This window comes from Thalassolituus alkanivorans, from assembly GCF_020447205.1.
GTDB lineage: Bacteria > Pseudomonadota > Gammaproteobacteria > Pseudomonadales > Oceanobacteraceae > Venatoribacter > Venatoribacter alkanivorans.
Genome location: NZ_JAJAEL010000012.1, coordinates 130,952 through 151,777, shown reverse-complemented (window position 1 = coordinate 151,777; position 20,826 = coordinate 130,952). Strand labels below are relative to the sequence as shown.

Sequence of the window (20,826 nt, the reverse complement as noted above, 5' to 3'; positions counted from 1 at the left end):
GGGCCTGCCGGTAGCGACTCTGGCGCTCCGGGCTCCAGTTATTGTCCTGCTGCATTGAGGTCAGCATGGTTGCCACCGCGCTGTCATCCCAGCGGCGGCCAAACACATGCAGTCCTAGGGGCATAAATTCTTCCTGCAGATGGGTCAGATAGTGGCCGGTCTCATGCAACAGGAATTCATCATCAATATCGTTAAAACCAATACCCCGCAGCTGTAATTCTTCATCCATGATGGCACTCAGTTCATCCCGCAGGTTCAGCGCGTCGATACGCTCGCGCAACTGACTGACCGCTTTCTGCCTGCTGAGCGGGTCGCTGGCCGCTTCGGCACTTTCAATCAGCTGCCGCAGCTCCAGCAGACCGTCGTACAGCTGGGTAGTCGCCAGCGGTGGCGTCAGATGATCAACCATCACCGCTAAGCCACGGCGTTTGGCCTGAATACCTTCACCCACGCCATCAACGATGTAGGGGTAAATACCGGGAATATCGGCCGCGACCAGCCGTGGATAATCACTGGCCAGCAGCCCTGTTCGCTTGCCGGGCAAAAACTCGTAGGTGGAGTGGCGTCCGAGGTGAATCAGTGCATCGGCACGGAATTCATCCGCCAGAAAGTGATAGAACGCCAGATACTGATGCGTCGGCGGAAAGGTCATATTGGCATGCAGCAGTTCTTCGTTCAGCTCCCAGCCACGGGGTGGCTGCGGCCCCAGAAATACCTTGCCAAACTGTACGCCCGGCAACAGCAGCCGCTCATTCCACACCATCACCTTGCCCGGTGCTTTGCCCCAGCCCCGTAATCCTTCGATACGTAACTCCAGCAACGCCTGCACCAGAGCATCTGCCTGCGTCCAGCCTTCGGCCGTTAATGGTTGCTGCAGCAGTGACGGATACAGGGCCTGCAGCTGACCGAGCAGATTCAGCGCCCGTTCGCGGTACTGACTGCGGACACCGTCGAGTACGTAACGGATATCGTGCAGACGGCTGTGCAGCTGATCCTGCAGCAGCGTCTGCAGCGTCACCCGGCTCTGTGCGTCCAACCCGGCGGCCTGCGCGGCATACCCCCGCAGGCTCTGATGCAGGGCCGCCAGCGGCCCATCCTCCAGCTCAGCCTGAACCTGCGGCGGCTGACGTTGCAGCCACTGGCGGTAAGTCGCTGCACTCATGCTCTGCACCTGGGCGCTCATCGTCTGCAGGGCACTGGCATCCTGCGGCAGATTGACGGCCTTCTGTTGCAGCAGATCCAGCAGCTCGGCAGTACTGCCCGGCAAAGCCTGTGGATCGCCCAGATCATAACCTTCGCGCTGCAGGCGCTGCAGTATCTGCCACAGAGACTCAACCACATTCAGGTTGTCGGCACCGATATTGTGCCGCCCCGGCGGGTGGTTGTAGTAAATGATGGCAAGGCGTTTATCGTAGTTAGCGCTCTGCTGCAGGTGCAGCCAGTTCTGTGCGCGCTGGGCAAAATGGGCGATTTCATCCGGCAGCGGTGCACTCTGTAACAGACGCGCACCGGTCTGCCGGTCCAGCACCGCCGGACTGGCCAGCGCCAGCACCTGAGGCTGGCTGATTCCCTGCAGCTCGGGCATTGCTATCCGGTAATGCACGCTGTCAGCGGGAATCCCCTCACTGCTGTACGGATAGCTGGCCGCATTCTGCTCCAGCAGGCGGATGCCCTTCAGCACCGGAATACTGGCAGAACTGAAAGCACGGGTAACGGCTTCGCGGCCATCTCCGCCACCAATCACGAAGTCCTGCAGACTGATCAGCAGTGCCGGGCGATCCGTGGCCCACTGCAGCAACTGGCTGCTTGCCTGACGACTGGCCTCGCCCCAGGCAGCCAGTGCAGATACACACAAAGCCGACGTAAAAGAACGGCAGAGTTGCTGATGCAGATCCCACTCACCGGCCTGATCGCCACTGTCATGGTCGATGATCATCACCAGCGGACGTGCCGGCTCCTGCGCCAGACGCTGACCCAGTGCCGCTGCACTCAGCGCCTGCGACTGAGCAGCCTGATAGAGAAAATAGCGTTCGTCCTGCTGGATCTGCACTGGCTGCCAGGGCTGCCCGCTGTGCAGCAGCAGATTCAGCAGGGCCTGATCATTCTGCTGCCCACGGTTTTGCCAGTAAGCCCGCATCTGTAACCACTGCGCCAGAGCAGGCCACTGCTGCTGCAGGGCCTGCAATTGCTGTTGCATGTTTCCGTCAGAAGGGTTCAGTGCCTGCAGTAAGGGCTGTGCGGCGGCGGATGAAAGCGCGGGAAAGCGTCCCCCCAGATCATCCTGATGCAGTGCCAGCAAACGCCGGTCGCTGTTCAGTATGATCCGGGTCTGAGTTGGGGGGTAAGGAAGTGCTAACAGCCGTTCTACCGGCTCGGCAAAGATTCCCAGAAACAGCAACTGCCCGGCACCTGCAACCAGTTGCTGCAACTGATCATCATCCAGCTGATTGATCTGACTGGAAGTCCGTACCTGAATGGATAACTCCGCCGCCTGCTGCAGGTACTGATGCGCTGCCGCCACAATCCTTGCCGCCGAACGGTCTGACACCAGTACCAGTGCGTACCGGTCAGCAGCGGCCAGCAACTGGGCCGGAAGAAACAGGAGTGCCAGCAAAGCCAGCCGTAACAAAGACATCATCAGGTACCCGTCAGTAATCACCAGAGTGGCGCGGCGGGCAGCAGAAAACAGCAACAGGGGAAGACTGCGCGGGGCGCAGAGCAGAGACGACCTGAAACCAGCTTTCCAGGACACCCCGCCTGTTTATCTGTTTGTATTCAGGCCGGTCTCCGGGCTCAGACTCTGCTGATCATCAGCAGCACCACAACCTTCCCATACGCCTTACAGCGACAGTGGTGTGTGGTTCAGCACAGCGTTGGGCTGGCTGTCATTACCGTTGCGGGGGCAGCACAGGCATTGAACCTGTTTCCCGATTATCCCGGCATAAGCCGGGCACCTGAGGGCGCAGAGGATACCTGCAGAGAGGCACGAACGAAAGATGAAGATGCCGCCTTATGCCATTGACCGGATACGAATAGCAGCTAAGTTTAATACGTTGGGAAACGTCGATGGATCCAATGCCCGGAGGTGCTGCTCCTGTCACGGTTACCCGTAATCATGCAGTGTTACAGAAGGTAGCCGCTACAAATCATGTCAGACAGTACCGCGCAGCGGACCAGCATAAATTCCAGGAGAATTGCTCCGTTTTTCAGGGGCTAACACCACTCGCAGGCCACGGGTCTGTGGCAAGGATCCAACATGAGCAGCAGCGCTAACCTGCCCACAATGCGCAGGTTTTTTATTGTCACCGGTCTGGTTGCTTTATTGCTATGCGGCATACTGATGGCATTGATCGAGAGCCACAGCCGTGACGAAGCCTACAAGAAAGCCTTTTCTGAGCTGAGTGAGCAGGCTGCATTGCGCGCCAATTATTTTCTGAAAACGCTGAACACCGATAAAGATAAAGTCCGCTTTATTCATAGCACCCCTCCCATCAGCGGCATTGTCAGAGCAATGGAGAACGATGGTAAAGATCAGCTCGACAACACCACAACGCAACAATGGAAACAACGCCTGCAGACTATTTTTACCGGTTTTATTGCTGCCAATGAGGAGATCCGTCAGATCCGCTTTATCGGTAAAGCCAATAATGGCCGGGAGCTGGTTAGGGTCGAACGAAAAAATGGCATGATCCGCATTACCGCAGAGGAAGACCTGCAGGAAAAAGGACAACGCAGTTACTTTTCTGATACCGAAAAACTGAATAAAGATGAAATCTATATCTCGGCCATCAACCTTAACCGTGAACACAATAAAATTGAGACTCCGGCCTGGCCGACCTACCGGATCTCCAAGTCCGTTTTCGATTCAGAAAACCGTTTTTTTGGCTTTGTAATCATTAACTTTGATGCCGATACACTGCTCAGAAATCTTAAAAGTGACACCCCGAACAATATGCAGATATTTCTGCTGAATGATACCGGCGGGTATCTGATAAATCCCGACACTAAAGAAGAGTTCCGTTACGAATATGATCCGCAAAGCAACTGGAAAACCGATTCAGAACCTGTTGCAGTTGATAATCACAAAAACATCTTCAAACGTAAAAACAGTCCAAAGGATGATATTATTTATTCGTACTCCCGTCGCATCTTCCTCGACGGCCCGGGTACCGGACACTACCTTGACCTGCATACCGCCTTTTCTGCCGAAGATATAGAAAGCCAGTTAGACAGCATACGTCTTAAAGTTCTGTTGCTGATTGCCGTACTGCTGTTATTCGCAGTATCAATCGCCTGGCTTTACCAGCGCCGTATAGAAGCACGTATGGCACTGCTGACGGCCAGATCAACCGCCCGGGCCATTATTAATTATTCAACCGATGCCATTATCGGTATTAATCCGGATGGAAAAATCGACAGCTGGAACAGTGGAGCCACTGTTATGTTCGGCCACCATGAACAAACAGTGATAGGAAAAACACTATTTAACACGATTCTTGACAGTAATAATCAGCAGATCACACCGGATATGATTTCCGATGTGTTATCCGGCAAAGTATTCACCCAGTGTGAGACCCGGGCAAGAACTCAGAAGGGTGAAAAACTGCATATTTCGGCCAGTATTTATCCCATTATTATTGAGCAAAAGACTATTGGCTGTGCAATCAGTATCCGGAATATTACCGAACAGCATTTACTGAACGAAAAAATCGCACGAATGAATACCAGTCTGGAGGATCAGGTAAAAGAGCGTACCCAGGAGCTGGAAAAAGCAATACAGGAAGCGCAGCAGGCCAAAAGCCTGTTTATCGCGAATGTCAGCCATGAAATCCGAACCCCTATTAATGGCATCATGGGGATGCTGTCATTATTAAAACGGGAATGCAGTAACGAGAAACAACAGCACTATATCCACATAGCGGAAAGCAGTGCCTCGGCTCTGACCGCACAGATCAACGACATTCTCGACTTTTCAAAAATAGGTGCAGGCAAACTGCAGCTTGAGAAAACCGACTTCAGTCTGACGGCATTACTCAGTTCTGTCGCCGCCAGTGCATCGGTTCCGGCATTTGATTCCAATATCGAGTTTATACTGGATATTGCCGCGATTGAGCATGACCGTGTGCAAGGAGACCCGGCCAGACTGCAGCAGATTATTTCCAACCTGACATCCAATGCCGTGAAGTTCACTCCCGCCGGCGAAATTATTCTCAAGGCTTCCACTGCAGAAGAAGACAATGGCGATATCCGCCTGTTCTGTTCGCTGACGGATACCGGTATTGGAATTCCCCCTGATCATCACGAAAAACTGTTTGAAGCCTTTAATCAGGTCGATAACAGCACCACCCGCAAATTCGGCGGCACCGGCCTCGGTTTGTCTATCTGCAGACAGCTTTGCACGTTAATGCAGGGGCAGATCAGCGTGCAGGGCAGCAGTGAAGAAGGCACAACCATCGCTTTCGATATATTGCTCCGTGCCGGTTCCGGAAATGACCAGGATACTCCGGACGTCTCCCTGCATGACCAGCACTGGCTGATTGCCTGTGATAACAAAGCACTGCAACAGGCGCTGGGAAATATTATCCATAATCGGGGCGGAGAATTTCTTGCGATACACAGCGCAGAGCAAGCCGGACTGATGATCGGTAATACCCCACCTGCGGATTATTTATTACTCGATATCCACTGGCTGCGCGGTTCCCTGCTGACCACCCTGCAACAAGGCATTTTTCGCGGCAGGCTGATCGTGCTGGTGCCTCCGGGCTACGACAATAAGTTACCCCAATTACCAGCCGAACTGCAGGCCACCAGCCTGACCCGCCCGGTCGCGCCAGCTGATCTCGACGCCGTCTGCGGTGGGCGGACTCCGAAACATAGTGCGCACCTGAGCACCGCTGACAGCAGTAGCCGTTTTCCTTTATGCACTCCAGACGGACGCCGTCATCATGTTCTGGTTGTGGATGACAATGCTATTAATCAGGAGGTCGCCTGTGGCCTGCTGGAAAGCATGGGATTTGCTGTCGACAGTGCTGACAACGGCATGGCGGCTCTGGAAAAACTGCAACAAAGCAGCGACGACGAACCTTTTGATCTGATTCTGATGGACTGCCAGATGCCGGTTCTTGATGGCTTTGCCGCAACGAAAAAAATCCGCGCGGGTAATGCCGGTGAACGCTACCGGTCAATCACCATTATCGCCATGACTGCAGGGGCAATGGCCGGTGACAAAGAGAGCTGTCTGTTGTCCGGAATGAATGATTATCTGAGTAAACCTATCGATATAAACAGTTTTCAACATGCTCTCAGTGCCTGGCTGACGCCCGGTGAAGAAAAACAGCCACCCTCCAGGGAGGATAATATGAGACAGGCAGACAATCTTATGCAGAATGACGACAGGCTTCCGGCTGAGGTCAGCAGCCAGACAGTATGGGACCGTGCCGGCGCCTTACAGCGTCTGATGAACAGGGAAAGTATTCTGATCCGGGTCGTGGAATTATTTATCAATACATCCGGAGAAACGCTGCAGGCATTGCAGGATGCGCTGGCGGCACAGGATATCAGCAGTATTCAGGCACAGGCGCACACACTGAAAGGCGTGGCCGGAAATATTGGTGGTATGCAGTTAATGGCACTCAGCGCATTGCTGGAACAGGCAGCCCGTGAGCAGGATAACAGCCGCCTGCAAAGTCTCAGTCAGCATCTGACGCCTTGCTACAATACGCTGATGGAATGCCTGCAGGAAAATCAGCCGGCATAAATGCTGCCTGCTCAGAGACACGCGGTTAATTAGGGCCTGCCGCCGGTGCTTTTTTCCTGCGCCGGCCCGCTGTGCTGTTACTTTTTCCCGCAGCGCCTGCCCTGCTGACGCTCTTTTTCCCCGTGCTGTATTTGCGCCTGCCTGCAGTATTCGCTGCACTTCCCGCTAACCCCGAAAACTGCACACTATCGGCTGTCAGCGCCAGGCTGATGAGGTGCTGCAGCTGCTCAGTAAGCGGCTGCATAAAGGCCGTATAATTCAGACTTTTATGGGCAATATCCTGTAATTGCTTTTCCCACTGCGCTGTCATGTCCGGCCTTGTGGCTGCTTCCGGCAGCGCATTAATCAGCGCTTTTCCCAGAGCAGTAGCGCGGATACTTTTGCCCTCACGCTGCAGAAACCGGCGTTTAAATAACAGCTCAATAATACCGGCGCGGGTTGCTTCTGTTCCTAATCCATCGGTTTCTTTCAGAATGCTTTTCAGCGCCTTGTCCTGCACAAAGCGGCCGATACCGGTCATCGCTGCCAGCAAAGAGGCATCGGTAAAATGTGCCGGTGGCTGGGTGTGTTTTTCCTGCAGCAAAGGTTCTCCGCTCCACAGCATCTGTCCTGCCGTTAACGGCGGCAATGGTGCTTTAGCCGTCGCCTGATTTTCCCTTTGTGGCAGTAAGACTTTCCAGCCCGGCTTCAGGGTTTCACGCTCACTGGCGGTAAAATGTCCACCACTGATGGTCAGGCTGATTCTGGTATCGGCGTATTCATAATGCGGAAAAAACTGCAGCAGATACTGGCGGGCGATCAGCGCATAGAGTTTTTGTTCACTGCTGCTCAGCCGTCCGCCAGGCAGTGCTTTGGCGGTTGGAATAATCGCATGGTGTGCCCCCACTTTGGCATCATTCCAGGCCTGACTGCGGATTGAGCTGTCGGCCTGAGCGCAGGCGGAAGCCAGTGCTTCACTGTGCGCACTGATAGCGCTCAGAACCTGCTGGCGCTGGGCAAAATGTTCCTGTGGTAAGTAACGGCAATCGGAGCGCGGGTAGGTAATTAACTGATGCTTTTCATACAGGCTCTGTGCTCCGTCCAGAACCTGCTGCGCACTCATGCCCAGCGCTTTGGCGGCATCAATCTGCAACGCCGATAAATTAAACGGCAGCGGCGGCGCCTGCTTTTTTTCTTTACGCTCAACCTGTTCAACCTGCGCCGGTTGCTGACGGATACGGGCAGCCACATTGGCGGCCAGCTTCGGATTCAGCACCCGGCCTTCCTCATCCTGATGCGCGGCACAGGCATCGCTCGGCTGCCAGTTGGCGTAGAAACTCAGGGGGGACTCTGCCGTTAAATGAACAGCCGCCTGCACCTCGTAAAAAGGCTTGCTGATGAAGTCAGCTATTTCCTCATCACGGCGCACCACCAGCCCCAGTACCGGCGTCTGCACCCGGCCAACGGATAACACGCTGTTAACTCCGCCCTGACGACCTTTTATGGTGTACGCGCGGGTCAGGTTGATGCCATACAGCCAGTCGGCACGGGAGCGCGCCAGCGCCGACACCGACAGCGGAATAAACTCCTGATTAGAGCGCAGTTGCTGCAATGCCCGGCTCACCGCCTGCGGGTTTAAATCACTGATTAACAGTCGCTGCATTGCCTGACGCTTGGCCGCGGGCACTTTCAGAAATTCAATAACCTCGTCCACCAGCAACTGGCCTTCACGGTCGGGATCGCCGGCATGTACCAGACTGCCGGCTTCTTTCACCAGCTTGCGCAGCACGGTTAACTGCTTACGGGTTTGCGCTTTGGCCTGCAGTTGCCACTGCGCAGGTACAATCGGCAGATGATCGAGCCGCCACTGTTTAAAAGCCGGATCGTAGGCATCCGGTTCTGCCTGCTCTAACAGATGGCCAATACACCAGCTCACCACGTCGCCGTTGGCGGCACGGATAAATCCCTCGCCCTTACTGTGTGGCTTGGGCAGCACGGCGGCGATGGCACGGCCAAGGCTGGGTTTTTCGGCAATAATCAGGCGCATGGAAATAACTGTATTTTTATACAGCACTCATCATAGCCGAGCCCCTGTTCACGTGCCAGCGCCTGCGCGTATTGCCGGGCTCTTTTAACAAAACGCTCAGTACAATATTTGATCTATGCTGAAAACAGCCCGTTTTTCAGGATAAATCCTATGCGTAACAGTATCCGTAAACAGATGATGCTCGCCGTCGGTGGCACCATTCTGGTGCTTCTTGCTTTGAGTGGCATTTTTACTTACGAGCAGGCCCGCAGCAGTCTCGAGCAAGCCATCGGTGAGCGCATTCAGGTAACCGGTGAACGTGCCAGCCGCTACGTCAGCAGCTGGATCAATAATAAAGGTCAGGTCTTAAGTGGCACCGCCAAAGCATTAATTAATGGCGACCGTATAACGGTGATTGAACAGGGGCTGACATCCGGTGACTATATGTTCCTCTATCTGGGCACCGACAGCGGCGAAATGATCATGCGTCCGGATGATGAGTTACCAGCCGATTACGACCCGCGCACCCGCCCCTGGTATCAGCAGGCCATGGCAGAAAAACGCCAGGTTCTGACAGCGCCTTATGTTGACGTTACCACCAACGAATTAATCGTCACCTTTGCCGAGCCGCTGCGTGGCGGAGTGATCGGTGGGGATATTTCTCTCGAAGCCATCGTAAAAGAAGTACTGGGTATCGAGCTCGGAGACAGTGGCTATGCTGCCCTGCTCGACAGCAAAGGCGATTTTATGGTCCATCCGGATCAGAAGCTGCTGGGTAAAAATGTTTCTGCTCTTCTCGGCAACGGTACACAACTGCAGCTGAATAAAATCCAGCAGGCCAGCTTTAATCAGCGCAACAGCCTGGTCGGGCTTTACTCCATCGACGGTACTGACTGGCGTCTGCTGCTGGTGATGGATAAGGCCGAAGCCTTTGCCAGCCTGGCGACCCTGCGCTGGTCAAGCATGCTGATCGGCATTCTGACTATCGTAGTGGTAACCCTGATTGCCGGCATGATTATCTCTTACCTGTTACGACCACTGGTCGTGCTTAACAGTGCGATGTCGGACATTGCTCAGGGCGAAGCGGATTTAACCCGTCGCCTGCAGGTGACCCGGCACGATGAAATTGGCGCACTGAGTAACTCTTTCAATGTCTTTGTTTCATCCATCCATGAACTGGTTTCCCAGAGCCGCGACTCTTCCCGCGAACTGGATGGCATTGCCAAATCTGCACGCGAAAATGCCGAAAACAATAATCAGGCGGTGCAATTGCAGCAGAACGAAATCAGTCAGGTTGCGGTAGCTGTTAACGAGCTGTCTTCCACCTCATCCGAAGTCGCGACCAATGCTTCCGATACTGCCAATGCTGCACAAAGCGCAACCGCAGAAGGTAATAAGGGCATTCAGAATGCGCAGGAAAATAAACGCCGCATGGATGGCTTATCGCAACAGATGGACAGTGCCACCGAAGTGATTAATCAGCTCGACAGTCAGGCGCAACAGATTACCGGTATTCTCGCGACGATTCAGGGCATTGCCGAACAAACCAACTTACTCGCGCTGAATGCCGCCATTGAGGCTGCCCGTGCCGGTGAGCAGGGCCGTGGTTTTGCCGTGGTTGCCGATGAGGTTCGCACCCTGTCCCAGCGTACCCACGAAGCCACAGGCGAAATTCAGGAAATGATCGACAGCCTGAAACACCACAGCCAGAATGCCGTGGGTATTATGGAAACCAGCAAACAGCTGACCGCCGAAACCGCCGGCAGCGCCATTCAGGTGACCGACAGCCTGACCGCGATTGCCGATGCGCTGAACGATATTTCCAGCCGTTCACAGAGCATCGCCAATGCCTCGCGTGAGCAGCATGCCGCCACCGAAGAAATCAGCCGTATTGCCACCGCCATTCAGGCAGCGTCGGATGATCTGGCGGCTAACGTTGAGCAGGCAACCCAGCAGTCTCACCAGCTGCATACCCTGAGTCACGATATCAGCTCAAACCTGTCGCGTTTCCGCGTCTGAGCGTTATAGCAGGCCATTATCAATGGCCTTCAGCACCGCCCGGGTGCGGTCGCGTACATTCAGTTTGGCCAGAATAAAGGACACCTGATTGCGCACCGTGCCTGTCGATTTATGCAAGGCTCCGGCAATTTCCTGATTGGTGTAACCTGCCGCCACCAGCCGCAGAACCTGCAGCTCTATCGCTGTCAGTGGCTCATCGGCCAGGCTGGTGCTGCTGTCAAACTCCAGCTCAAGGCGGTGCTCACTGATCTTACTCGTCACCGCCGGCTGTACCCATTGCCCGCCCTGATGCAGGGTTTCGATCGCGGCCAGCAACTCATCCAGCGCCACGTCTTTACGCAGATAACCACGAGCCCCCCGGCGCATACATTCCAGCACCAGTTCATGGTCATCAAAGGTGGTCAGCACCAGGACCGGTATATTGCAGCGCCGCTGGTGCAGTTCTGCCAGTAATTCTGTGCCGCTCATATTCGGCATACGGATATCCAGCAGGATGACGTCCGGCTGATGCTCTTCAATGGCCGCCAGTCCCTGCACTCCGTCACTGGCTTCGGCCACCACCCGGCACAGCGGGCGCAGATGCAACAGAGTGCGGATGCCTTCACGCACCAGTTGCTGATCCTCAATCAACACCACATTGATCATACGAGCAGTCCATTATCCCAGGGCAGGGTCAGTGTAAGTTTTAAACCATGCAGGCCACATTCCCAGTCGCAGCGGCCACCGATATCCTGCGCCCGCTCCTGCATACCACGCATGCCATTACCGGGCACCGGCAGCTGCCGCAGCCCGCCGTTATCTTCTACCGTAAGCTGCAGGTTGGCGCCCTGTTGCCGCAATACAATAGCCGCACGACTGGCCTGGCTGTGACGCAGAATATTGGTCAGCGCTTCCTGCGCACAGCGCAGTATCACTTCGGCGCAGTGCACATCATCAATTATCAGACGCGGCTGAATCTGCAGCCAAACCCGCGGACGCGGCACCGCTTCCAGCAGGGAGGTCAGCGCCTGACGCAAATCCAGCCCGCGCCGTTCACGGAATTCAGACACCGCCTCGCGCATATCACTGAGCAACAGATGAGCAATAGTTCCGGCGCGGTCAATGGCGTGATCCCGCGGTTGCGCTTCGGTATGGCGGGCAATCTCCAGCTGAATACTGAGTGCCGCCAGATGGTGCCCGAGCAGGTCGTGCAATTCGCGCGCAATACGCAAACGCTCATCGCGCTTGCTGGCCGACGACAGCAGGCTTTGCGTGGCTTTCAGCTCACGCACCAGCTGCGAGGCATATTCCCGCGCCTGCTGTTCCGCCTGCAGGGTAAAACAGATGTACAGCGCAAAGAGGTTAAACAGCGCATAGAGCACGGTGTTGATCAGCACAAAGTCCTGATCAAACAACAGCCCCTGATACAGGCCTACCAGCAGCGGCACCAGCAGCGCGGCCAGCAGGCAACTGCGCCAGCTGAAATAACGCGGTAACTGCGCGATCACCAGAATCCACAGTACCGCACAGATGCCGCTGCCAAACAGCAACATCAGCAACAGAGCGCTGACCATTGCCAGCCACAACCAGACTGGCGGGCGCCGGGCCTCACGCCAGGGCGGCAGACGTGCCAGCACATTCGCAACCAGATTCAGCAGGAACAGACCGCTTGTCAGCGCGATCCAGGCAGGGGTCGCCGGCACCCGGGTAACGGCCTCCACCTGGCCCAGCCAGAGGAAGATCAGCGCCGCAGCCAAAAAGCCGATGGTCAGTGCCGCCAGAATAATATCGGCGGCAATAATGAGGTTGGGTTTGATTCTGTTCACGGCCGCAGTGTGCCAGAGGCGCTGCCGTTGCTGAATAGGGCAAATGTCATCTTCTGCCTGTCGGCCCGGTGCCGCCGCACCTCTGTCGTGACATTTGCCGCCGCACCTCTGTCGTGACATTTGCCACAAGGCAGCGCTGCCCCGCCGCTCTAGCATCGGTTACCACTGACCGGCGGAGCGACGGACGTATGAATCAGGTTATCTATCTTTTATTCACCTCAGTCAGCTGCAGCCTGTGCATGGCGCCACTGAGCCCGGCGCTGTATGCCAGTGAAACGGCTCCGGCTGAATACTGGCAGCTGGAATATGGCGCCGGCACGCTGCAGCGCTCAACGCCCTGGCAGCAGGCGGAGAGCCAACATTTTAATTTTCCGCTGCTGTCAGCCCGGCGTGGCAACTGGCGCCTGGGCGTCGATGGCGCCCTGCTGCAGTATCAGTGGCAGCAAAACAGCCTCAGCCTGAGTACTGGCATCGGTTTGCGGGATGAGGTGTACGACAGCCGCTTATGGGGCAAAGCCGACAGCAATGACCCGGTATTTGATGGCTATCGCAGCGATGGTGGCGATACCACCTTGCAGCTGCGCGGCGGCTGGGGCTGGCTGAATGCTGGTGTCGAGCAGGATATGTCTTCGCACTCCGGCGCACTGACCGCCGATGCCAGCATCACCCTTCCCCTGTTTTATCTGCAGGGCGGTACGCGCGCCCAGCTGCTTGCCGGTACACGCTGGCTGAGCGAATCTTACAGCCGCTATGTGTATGGCATCAGCCCGGAACAAAGCAACGCACTGCGCCCCGAATACCAGCCGCAGCAGGCGTTTAATCCGCAACTGACGCTGCAGGCGCTGTGGCCCATCAGTCCGCAGTGGCTGCTGCGCCTGCGCTGGCAGCAGGAGTGGCTGGACGACACCCTGCAGGACAGCCCGCTGGTCGGCCAGCCGGTCAGCCGTCAGGCAATGCTGCTGCTGAGCTGGACCACGCCATAAACCTGCTCACTGTTCAGCCGTACGGTGCACACATACCCGGTCACCGTAGTAGTTGTCGGCGTAGTTACAGATCTGAATCTTTGCGGTCTGCGCCACTGATGCAGGGGCCGCTTTTTGCCCATCCTGATGACTGCCAAAAACCTTGCTGACCATATTTTTTACCTGTTTCATTGCGGCTGGCCCTCCAGAGCCTGTTGTAATAGCCTCGAGAGTACGCACTCACAACAAATAGCCGAAATCGTATTTTCAAAAGATTCTTATTATATTTTTCTATCAAACCCACCATCACGGTACAGATACCCACGATGACCGGAAATTCTATATCAAAAAAAATTGATATAGATTTCCTGTGCGTCTAAACTGCGCAGCATGAACACCGCGACCCCCTTATCTGAATTACCCGCAGCGACAGAAATGAGCCTGCAGCAACTGGCACAGGCTGCAAAAGCCGCCGGCGACCCGTTGCGTATGGGAATTCTGCAATTACTGGGTCAGGGCGCGTTTGGTGTACTGGAGCTGTGTCAGGTGTTTGGCATCAAACAGTCCGCCATGAGCCATCACTTAAAGGTGCTGGCCCAGGCCGGACTGGTAAGCAGCCAGCGTGAGGGCAACAGTATTTTTTACCGCCGTCCGCTGCTGACCGCTAATGGTCACTGGAGCCTGTGGTTAAAGTCGCTGTTCAGCGCCATCGATGCGGCAACGTCCGAGCTGGACAGCGGCGCGGTTGAGCAGGTACTGAGCGAGCGCGCTGAAGCCTGTGCTGAGTTCTTTGCCCGCCATGCCGGTGAGTTTAAAGAGCAACAGGATCTGATCGCGTCCTGGGATCAGTATGGTGATGCCCTGACGACCATTCTTGCCTCCCTGACCGGACAAGCAGGAAAAGCGGTGAGCACTGGCTACGCTCTGGAAATCGGTCCCGGCGAGGGGGCATTTTTACCCCAGCTGGCACGCCGTTTCAGTGCCGTAACGGCACTGGATATTTCGCCGGACATGCTCAGCAAGGCGCAGCAGACCATCAGCCGCGAAGCGCTGCAGAATGTGCACTGTGTGCTGGGCGACACCAGCACATTGCGCGCACAGCAGGACGGTCAGTTTGATTTTGCCGTCGCCAATATGGTGTTGCACCACGTGCCGGCACCGAAAACTATTTTCACCGATGTCGCACAGCTGTTGCGCGATGGCGGTACTTTGCTGGTCACCGATCTGTGTCGTCACGATCAGGTCTGGGCCAGAGAATCCTGCGGCGATCTGTGGCTGGGATTCGAACCGGCGGATTTATCCGCCTGGGCGCAGGAAGCTGGTCTGAATGAAGGCCAGAGTCAGTTTTTAGGTTTAAGGAACGGGTTTCAGATCCAGTTCCGTTTGTTTTACCGCGCAGCCGCGAACGGCCAGAAATAACAGCCGGACGCCTGCGCGCTAACCATTATCAAGAGGGCTTACCATGAGCGAATATTCCATTTTCACCTCCGAGTCGGTGTCTGAAGGCCACCCGGATAAAGTTGCCGATCAGATTTCTGATGCCGTACTGGATGCGATTATTGCCCGCGACCCATACGCCCGCGTTGCGGTTGAGACTCTGGTAAAAACCGGTATGGCGGTGGTCGCCGGTGAAGTGACCACCTCCTGCTACGTTGACCTCGAAGATATCGTACGTGAAGTCATCACCGGTATCGGCTACAACAGCTCTGACGTTGGTTTTGATGGCCAGACCTGTGCCGTTCTGAATGGTATTGGTAAGCAGTCTGTGGATATCAACCAGGGTGTTGACCGTGCCAAGCCTGAAGATCAGGGCGCCGGTGACCAGGGCCTGATGTTCGGCTACGCCACCAACGAAACGCCAAACCTGATGCCTGCGCCGGTGTATTACGCTCACCTGCTGGTACAGCGTCAGTCCGAATTACGCCGTAACGGCACTCTGCCGTGGCTGCGTCCGGATGCCAAATCTCAGGTCACCATTAACTGGGAAAGCGGCTCACCAAAAGTGGATGCCGTCGTTCTGTCTACCCAGCACGATCCGAGCATCAGCCTTGAAGACCTGCGCGCAGCGGTTCTGGAAAACATCATCAAGCATGTACTGCCGGAAGAGTGGCTGCACGAAGGCACCCTGTATCACATCAACCCGACCGGCAACTTCGTAATCGGTGGTCCGGTTGGCGATTGTGGTCTGACCGGCCGCAAGATCATCGTTGATACCTACGGCGGTATGGCCCGTCACGGTGGTGGTGCATTCTCTGGTAAAGACCCATCCAAGGTTGACCGTTCAGCCGCCTATATGGGCCGTTATGTTGCCAAAAACGTGGTTGCTGCAGGTCTGGCTGACCGTTGCGAGATCCAGGTGTCTTATGCCATCGGCGTGGCTGAGCCAACCTCTATTTCGGTAAACACTTTCGGTACCGGCAAAGTCTCTGATATTGAGCTGGCGAAAATCATCCGCTCAGTCTTCGACCTGCGTCCATACGCCATTCAGAACCAGCTGGAACTGCTGAACCCGATGTATCAGCTGACCGCTGCTTACGGCCACTTCGGTCGTGAGCCGTTCGAAACCAGCTACAGCTACAAAGAAAATGGCGAAGAAAAAACCAAAACCTTTACCGCTTTCACCTGGGAACGTACTGACAAAGTCGACGCCCTGAAAGCAGCCGCCGGTTTATAAGACACTAATTTTTCAGGCCGCCGGCATCCCCGGCGACCATTTTGAGGACGTTATTATGACAACCTTCACCGATTATAAAGTTGCCGATATGGCGCTGGCCGACTGGGGCCGTAAAGAAATCAAAATCGCTGAAAGCGAAATGCCGGCGCTGATGGCGCTGCGCCGTAAATACAAAGAGTCTCAGCCATTAGCGGGCGCGAAGATCATGGGTTGTATTCACATGACCATTCAGACCGCGGTACTGATTGAGACTCTGGTTGATCTGGGTGCCGAAGTACGCTGGTCTTCATGCAATATTTTCTCTACTCAGGATCACGCTGCTGCGGCGATTGCAGCAGCCGGTATTCCGGTATTCGCCTGGAAAGGTGAAACCGAAGAAGAATTCCTGTGGTGTATTGAGCAGACCATTCTGTCGGAAAAAGACGGCAGCACCCCATGGGATGCCAATATGATTCTGGATGACGGTGGTGACCTGACTGAGATGGTTCACTCCAAGTATCCCGCCATGCTGAACAGCATCCACGGTATTTCTGAAGAAACCACCACCGGCGTGCACCGTTTGCTGGAAATGCTGGCCAAAGGCGAGCTGAAAGTACCGGCCATCAACGTTAACGATGCCGTGACCAAATCCAAGAACGACAACAAGTACGGCTGCCGTCATTCTCTGAACGACGCCATCAAACGTGGTACCGATCACCTGCTGTCCGGTAAAAAAGCACTGGTTATCGGTTACGGCGATGTGGGTAAAGGTTCTGCCGCGTCCCTGCGTCAGGAAGGCATGATCGTTAAAGTCACAGAAATCGATCCGATCTGTGCCATGCAGGCGTGCATGGACGGTTACGAAGTTGTATCCCCCTATGTCGGCGGCATCAACACCGGCAGCGCAGAAGGCATCAACAAAACCCTGCTGGCCAACACCGACCTGCTGGTGACCACCACCGGTAACGTCAACGTCTGTGATCAGTACATGCTGGCAGCACTGAAGTCCGGTGCTGTGGTGTGTAATATCGGTCACTTCGATAACGAAATCGACACCGCATTTATGCGTAAAAACTGGGAGTGGGAAGAGATCAAACCCCAGGTGCATAAGGTTTACCGCGATAAAGCCTCCGACGATCACCTGCTGCTGTTGTCTGAAGGCCGTCTGGTTAACCTGGGCAACGCAACCGGTCACCCGTCACGCATTATGGATGGTTCTTTCGCCAACCAGGTTCTGGCACAGATTTATCTGTACGAGCGTAAGTTCGCCAGCATGATGGAAGCGGAAAAAGCGGAAAGCGTGTATGTGAAAGTACTGCCGAAGAAGCTGGACGAAGAAGTTGCCCGTGACATGGTAGAAGGCTTCGGTGGTGTTATCACCCAGCTGACTCCGGATCAGGCGAAATACATCAACGTACATGTTGATGGCCCGTTCAAGCCGGAAGCGTACAAGTATTAATAACAGAACGGGGGCTTTGCCCCCGGCCTGAATAACCGCTCAACAGACGGCCAACAGCCGCAGAATACGAGGTCAGCATGACCACTTTAAGTTTTGAATTTTTCCCGACCCAGACCGACGAAGGCACCAGCAAACTGCTCGCAGTGCGCGATGAGCTGGCAGCGTTTGATCCGGAATTTTTCTCGGTAACTTACGGCGCCGGTGGCTCCACCCGTGACCGTACCTTTGCCATGGTTGAGGCCATCCAGCAACGTGGTATCGCCGCTGCACCGCACCTGTCCTGTGTCGGTGACAGCACTGCCGATCTGCGCGACCTGCTGCAACGCTACCAGGCACTGGGCATTAAACGCATAGTGACCCTGCGTGGTGATCTGCCATCCGGCTCCGGTCTGGCCAGCAGTGAGCTGCGTTACGCCAACGAACTGGTGGAATTTATCCGTAAGGAAACCGGCGACCATTTCACCCTTGAAGTGGCGGCGTATCCGGAGATGCACCCACAGGCCAGCAGCTTTGAAAAAGACCTGCAAAACTTTGTACGCAAAGTGAAAGCCGGCGCCGACAGTGCCATTACCCAGTACTTTTTCAACGCCGACAGCTACTTCCATTTTGTTGATCGTGTACGTGCGATGGGCGTCGATATCCCGATTATTCCGGGCATTATGCCGATCACCAATTACAGCAAGCTGGCACGTTTTTCTGACAGCTGTGGTGCTGAGATTCCACGCTGGATCCGCAAGCAGCTGGAAGCCTACGGTGACGACAGCGACAGCATTGTGAAATTCGGTGAAGAAGTGGTTACCGACATGTGCCGTCGTCTGCTTGATGGTGGCGCACCGGGTCTGCATTTTTACACCCTGAATCAGGCTAAACCCAGCCTGGCGGTGTGGAAAAATCTGGTCTGATGCTTTCCGCTCAGCCGCATGCGGCTGAGCTTTCCCTTTTTCTGTGCGGTTAGGATACACTCTGCGGCTGATCCGAGGAGTCAGCATGAAAATCGCCTTCTTCGCCGCCCGGCGTGTCCATCAGCAATATTTTAATCGCCTGAGCAGCTGCCTGCAGGAGCAGGACATCGACGCCTGCGTTATCTGGCATAAACTGCTGTGGTGCGACCTGCGCTGGCTCGGCCAGATTCCGGGACAACGTGCTGAACTGGCAACCATTGTTGATGACCACCTGCGCGAAAAAAAGAACAGCCGTAAAGGCCGCAGCCGCAGTGCTGATTACTGGCGTTATTTCCGCCGTGTGAAACTGGCCGAAGCATATCTGCTGTTTGCTGTTTATCGCCAGGCACTGGCAACCAGCCAGGCAACTCATATGGTGCTGTGGAACGGCCTGAAGTTCCGCCAGCGTATTGTGATTGCCGCCGCTCAGTCACTCGGCATTAAGGTTCTGGTCATGGAAAATGGCCTGCTGCCGGGAATGACCACACTTGACGCTCTGGGGGTCAATTTCCTTAATTCGGTGCCTCGCGATCCGGCCTTTTTTATTGCCCGCTCCGGTAACAGCAATCTGCAGCCCAGCCCCGTGTTTGAGCGTCCGGAAGATCTGCCCGAACACTATATTTTCATTCCGTTTCAGGTGAATACCGATAGTCAGGTGGTGCTGTTTTCCCCCTGGCTGCAGGATATGTTTGCCCTGACCGAGGCCCTGCTTGCTGCCGAAAAAGTGCTGGGCGAAAACATGCCGGATGTGGTGCTGAAAACTCACCCGTCGTGCGATCAGGATTACACTGAACTCGCCCGGCAACTGAGTACGCAATCGCAGAAAATTCAGTTGCGCTTAACTGGTGACACTCAGGCCATGATTGCCCATGCCGATGCCGTAGCAACCATCAACTCTACTGTGGGTATCGAGGCGATCATCGCCAATATCAATACTCTGGTGCTGGGTCAGGCATTTTATAATCTGCCCGGTCTGACGCTGAGCGCACAAAGCCAGAACGAGCTCGAACAGCAACTGCCCAAGTTGGCGCAATTCAGCCCGAACCCAACAGTGCGTCAGGGATTTCTGCATTACCTGCAGCACAGTTATCAGATTCCCGGACGCTGGCAGGAAGCCGACGACGCGCACCTTCAGGCCGCCTGTGCGCACCTGTTGCGCGAGGTAAAAGCCCTTGGCTAAACACCTGTTTCTGGCCTCCACTCCGTTTAATGTGCTGACCGCAGCCATGGTTGCCTTCGAGCTGCCACAAGGCGATGTGGCCGAGCTGGGCCTGATTGATCAGACCACGACTACCGCTGCCTTCCGCGATGCTTTATTGCAATGGCAAAACAGCCCTTTCACACGCATAAGCGTGCTGTCGGAAAAAGCATCCGGCAAAGGCAAGCGCCAGCAGCGCTTGGCTGCCTTCCAGCAGATTCAGCAGCGATTAAGCGAACTGCAACCGGACTGGATCTATACCGGCAACGACCGCCGCATTGAATTTCAGTTTGCAATGGCACACAGCACCGCCCGTGGCGTGTATCTGGATGACGGCACTTACAGTTATCTGGGACGCAAAACGCACTGGCTGAAAGATCAGGTGCTGGACAATATGGCCAAGAAACTGGCTTACGGCTGGTGGTGGAAACAGCCACCGGCCATCGGCGCTTCAGCCTGGATTGATCACTCGATACTGGCATTCCCGGATTCCGCCCTGCCGATTCTGCAGAACAAAGCCTGCAAGCCTCTGCCAAATAATCTGCAGCGTGTGGAGTTCGCGCAACTGGCGCAGATCTGCCTCGGCGACCAGCCCCTGTCACTGAACACCCTCGATGGCTTACTGTTACTGCCGCACAGTTCGGTGATGTCCGACCAGCAACAGGCGCTGGGACAGTGGCTCGATAATTGTGGTTCCGACATCGCTTACAAACACCATCCGCGCACCAGCAGCGAACTGCAGAGTACTGAAATGGCCACCAGCCACTGGCAATTGCCCGCGCGGGCATGGGCGGTACCTGCCGCTATTCCGATGGAAATGCTGTTACCTCTGCTGCCACAACACTGTAAAATCAGCGGCGACGTATCCACCGCTCTGCTGACCGCCAAATGGCTCAGACCTGAGCTGGATGTCAGCGCAGCGGTGCGGGCAGATACCGATGCCAGCTGGCAGCAACTGCTGACCACGCTGGGTATCCGGCTGACAACCTCCCCAACCTGAGTGACCGCGCTGCCAACGCAGCGCCAT

At 55.4% G+C, this 20,826-nt stretch carries 14 protein-coding genes and 1 riboswitch; of the genes, 9 read left to right on the top strand and 5 right to left on the bottom strand.

Annotated features, from left to right (window positions below; genetic code table 11):
• A partial coding sequence (locus tag LGT44_RS08465) for a cobaltochelatase subunit CobN (RefSeq protein ID WP_230333561.1) occupies nt 1-2,638 on the bottom strand: 2,638 nt, incomplete at its 3' end.
• A gap of 123 nt (nt 2,639-2,761) precedes the next feature.
• A riboswitch (cobalamin riboswitch) is annotated at nt 2,762-2,973 on the bottom strand.
• A 283-nt stretch (nt 2,974-3,256) separates the two neighbouring features.
• Here LGT44_RS08465 and LGT44_RS08460 point away from each other — a divergent pair.
• Complete coding sequence (locus LGT44_RS08460; protein ID WP_230331091.1) at nt 3,257-6,757, top strand: ATP-binding protein; 3,501 nt, start codon at nt 3,257-3,259, stop codon at nt 6,755-6,757.
• A 25-nt stretch (nt 6,758-6,782) separates the two neighbouring features.
• Here the strand turns inward: LGT44_RS08460 and LGT44_RS08455 are convergent, their stop codons facing one another.
• On the bottom strand, nt 6,783-8,783 hold the full coding sequence (locus LGT44_RS08455) for a DNA topoisomerase III (RefSeq protein ID WP_230331090.1): 2,001 nt from the start codon (nt 8,781-8,783) through the stop codon (nt 6,783-6,785).
• 150 nt (nt 8,784-8,933) lie between these two features.
• On the opposite strand from LGT44_RS08455, the gene LGT44_RS08450 reads away from it, so the two are divergent.
• Entirely contained in the window at nt 8,934-10,781 is a 1,848-nt protein-coding gene (locus tag LGT44_RS08450; RefSeq protein ID WP_230331089.1) for a methyl-accepting chemotaxis protein, read from the top strand.
• 3 nt (nt 10,782-10,784) lie between these two features.
• Here the strand turns inward: LGT44_RS08450 and LGT44_RS08445 are convergent, their stop codons facing one another.
• Complete coding sequence (locus LGT44_RS08445; protein ID WP_225691462.1) at nt 10,785-11,426, bottom strand: response regulator transcription factor; 642 nt, start codon at nt 11,424-11,426, stop codon at nt 10,785-10,787.
• Nucleotides 11,423-12,586, bottom strand: coding sequence for a sensor histidine kinase (locus tag LGT44_RS08440; RefSeq protein ID WP_230331088.1), 1,164 nt, complete (start codon nt 12,584-12,586; stop codon nt 11,423-11,425). The genes LGT44_RS08445 and LGT44_RS08440 overlap by 4 nt, the downstream gene beginning before the upstream one ends.
• 188 nt (nt 12,587-12,774) lie before the next feature.
• On the opposite strand from LGT44_RS08440, the gene LGT44_RS08435 reads away from it, so the two are divergent.
• Nucleotides 12,775-13,569 (top strand): MipA/OmpV family protein, encoded by a 795-nt coding sequence (locus tag LGT44_RS08435; RefSeq protein ID WP_230331087.1) that lies wholly within the window; start codon nt 12,775-12,777, stop codon nt 13,567-13,569.
• A gap of 6 nt (nt 13,570-13,575) precedes the next feature.
• Here LGT44_RS08435 and LGT44_RS08430 read toward each other — a convergent pair whose 3' ends face one another.
• Entirely contained in the window at nt 13,576-13,740 is a 165-nt protein-coding gene (locus tag LGT44_RS08430; protein WP_230331086.1) for a hypothetical protein, read from the bottom strand.
• Between the two features lie 198 nt (nt 13,741-13,938).
• Here LGT44_RS08430 and LGT44_RS08425 point away from each other — a divergent pair, with 198 nt between their 5' ends.
• The 6 genes from LGT44_RS08425 to LGT44_RS08400 all read left to right on the top strand — a co-directional run bounded on the left by LGT44_RS08425 (nt 13,939) and on the right by LGT44_RS08400 (nt 20,799).
• The gene (locus tag LGT44_RS08425; protein ID WP_225691457.1) at nt 13,939-14,967 is read left to right on the top strand and encodes an ArsR/SmtB family transcription factor; all 1,029 of its coding nucleotides are present in this window, start codon (nt 13,939-13,941) and stop codon (nt 14,965-14,967) included.
• 43 nt (nt 14,968-15,010) lie between these two features.
• Nucleotides 15,011-16,222, top strand: a complete 1,212-nt coding sequence (gene metK, locus LGT44_RS08420) for a methionine adenosyltransferase (protein ID WP_225691456.1) — start codon at nt 15,011-15,013, stop codon at nt 16,220-16,222.
• 55 nt (nt 16,223-16,277) lie between these two features.
• On the top strand, nt 16,278-17,660 hold the full coding sequence (ahcY, locus tag LGT44_RS08415; RefSeq protein ID WP_145466876.1) for an adenosylhomocysteinase: 1,383 nt from the start codon (nt 16,278-16,280) through the stop codon (nt 17,658-17,660).
• Nucleotides 17,661-17,737: 77 nt separating this feature from the next.
• The gene (gene metF, locus LGT44_RS08410; protein WP_145466878.1) at nt 17,738-18,562 is read left to right on the top strand and encodes a methylenetetrahydrofolate reductase [NAD(P)H]; all 825 of its coding nucleotides are present in this window, start codon (nt 17,738-17,740) and stop codon (nt 18,560-18,562) included.
• Nucleotides 18,563-18,647: 85 nt separating this feature from the next.
• Nucleotides 18,648-19,781, top strand: coding sequence for a capsular polysaccharide export protein, LipB/KpsS family (locus LGT44_RS08405; RefSeq protein ID WP_230331085.1), 1,134 nt, complete (start codon nt 18,648-18,650; stop codon nt 19,779-19,781).
• Nucleotides 19,774-20,799, top strand: a complete 1,026-nt coding sequence (locus LGT44_RS08400; protein WP_145466882.1) for a hypothetical protein — start codon at nt 19,774-19,776, stop codon at nt 20,797-20,799. The genes LGT44_RS08405 and LGT44_RS08400 overlap by 8 nt, the downstream gene beginning before the upstream one ends.
• The last annotated feature ends 27 nt before the right edge of the window (nt 20,800-20,826 follow it).

Coding starts and splice junctions, on each gene's coding strand:
- LGT44_RS08445 (WP_225691462.1), bottom strand. CDS start 11,426: ATGATCAATGTGGTGTTGATTGAGGATCAGCAACTGGTGCGTGAAGGC.
- LGT44_RS08425 (WP_225691457.1), top strand. CDS start 13,939: ATGAACACCGCGACCCCCTTATCTGAATTACCCGCAGCGACAGAAATG.
- ahcY (WP_145466876.1), top strand. CDS start 16,278: ATGACAACCTTCACCGATTATAAAGTTGCCGATATGGCGCTGGCCGAC.
- metF (WP_145466878.1), top strand. CDS start 17,738: ATGACCACTTTAAGTTTTGAATTTTTCCCGACCCAGACCGACGAAGGC.
- LGT44_RS08450 (WP_230331089.1), top strand. CDS start 8,934: ATGCGTAACAGTATCCGTAAACAGATGATGCTCGCCGTCGGTGGCACC.
- LGT44_RS08460 (WP_230331091.1), top strand. CDS start 3,257: ATGAGCAGCAGCGCTAACCTGCCCACAATGCGCAGGTTTTTTATTGTC.
- LGT44_RS08435 (WP_230331087.1), top strand. CDS start 12,775: ATGAATCAGGTTATCTATCTTTTATTCACCTCAGTCAGCTGCAGCCTG.
- metK (WP_225691456.1), top strand. CDS start 15,011: ATGAGCGAATATTCCATTTTCACCTCCGAGTCGGTGTCTGAAGGCCAC.
- LGT44_RS08405 (WP_230331085.1), top strand. CDS start 18,648: ATGAAAATCGCCTTCTTCGCCGCCCGGCGTGTCCATCAGCAATATTTT.
- LGT44_RS08455 (WP_230331090.1), bottom strand. CDS start 8,783: ATGCGCCTGATTATTGCCGAAAAACCCAGCCTTGGCCGTGCCATCGCC.
- LGT44_RS08430 (WP_230331086.1), bottom strand. CDS start 13,740: ATGAAACAGGTAAAAAATATGGTCAGCAAGGTTTTTGGCAGTCATCAG.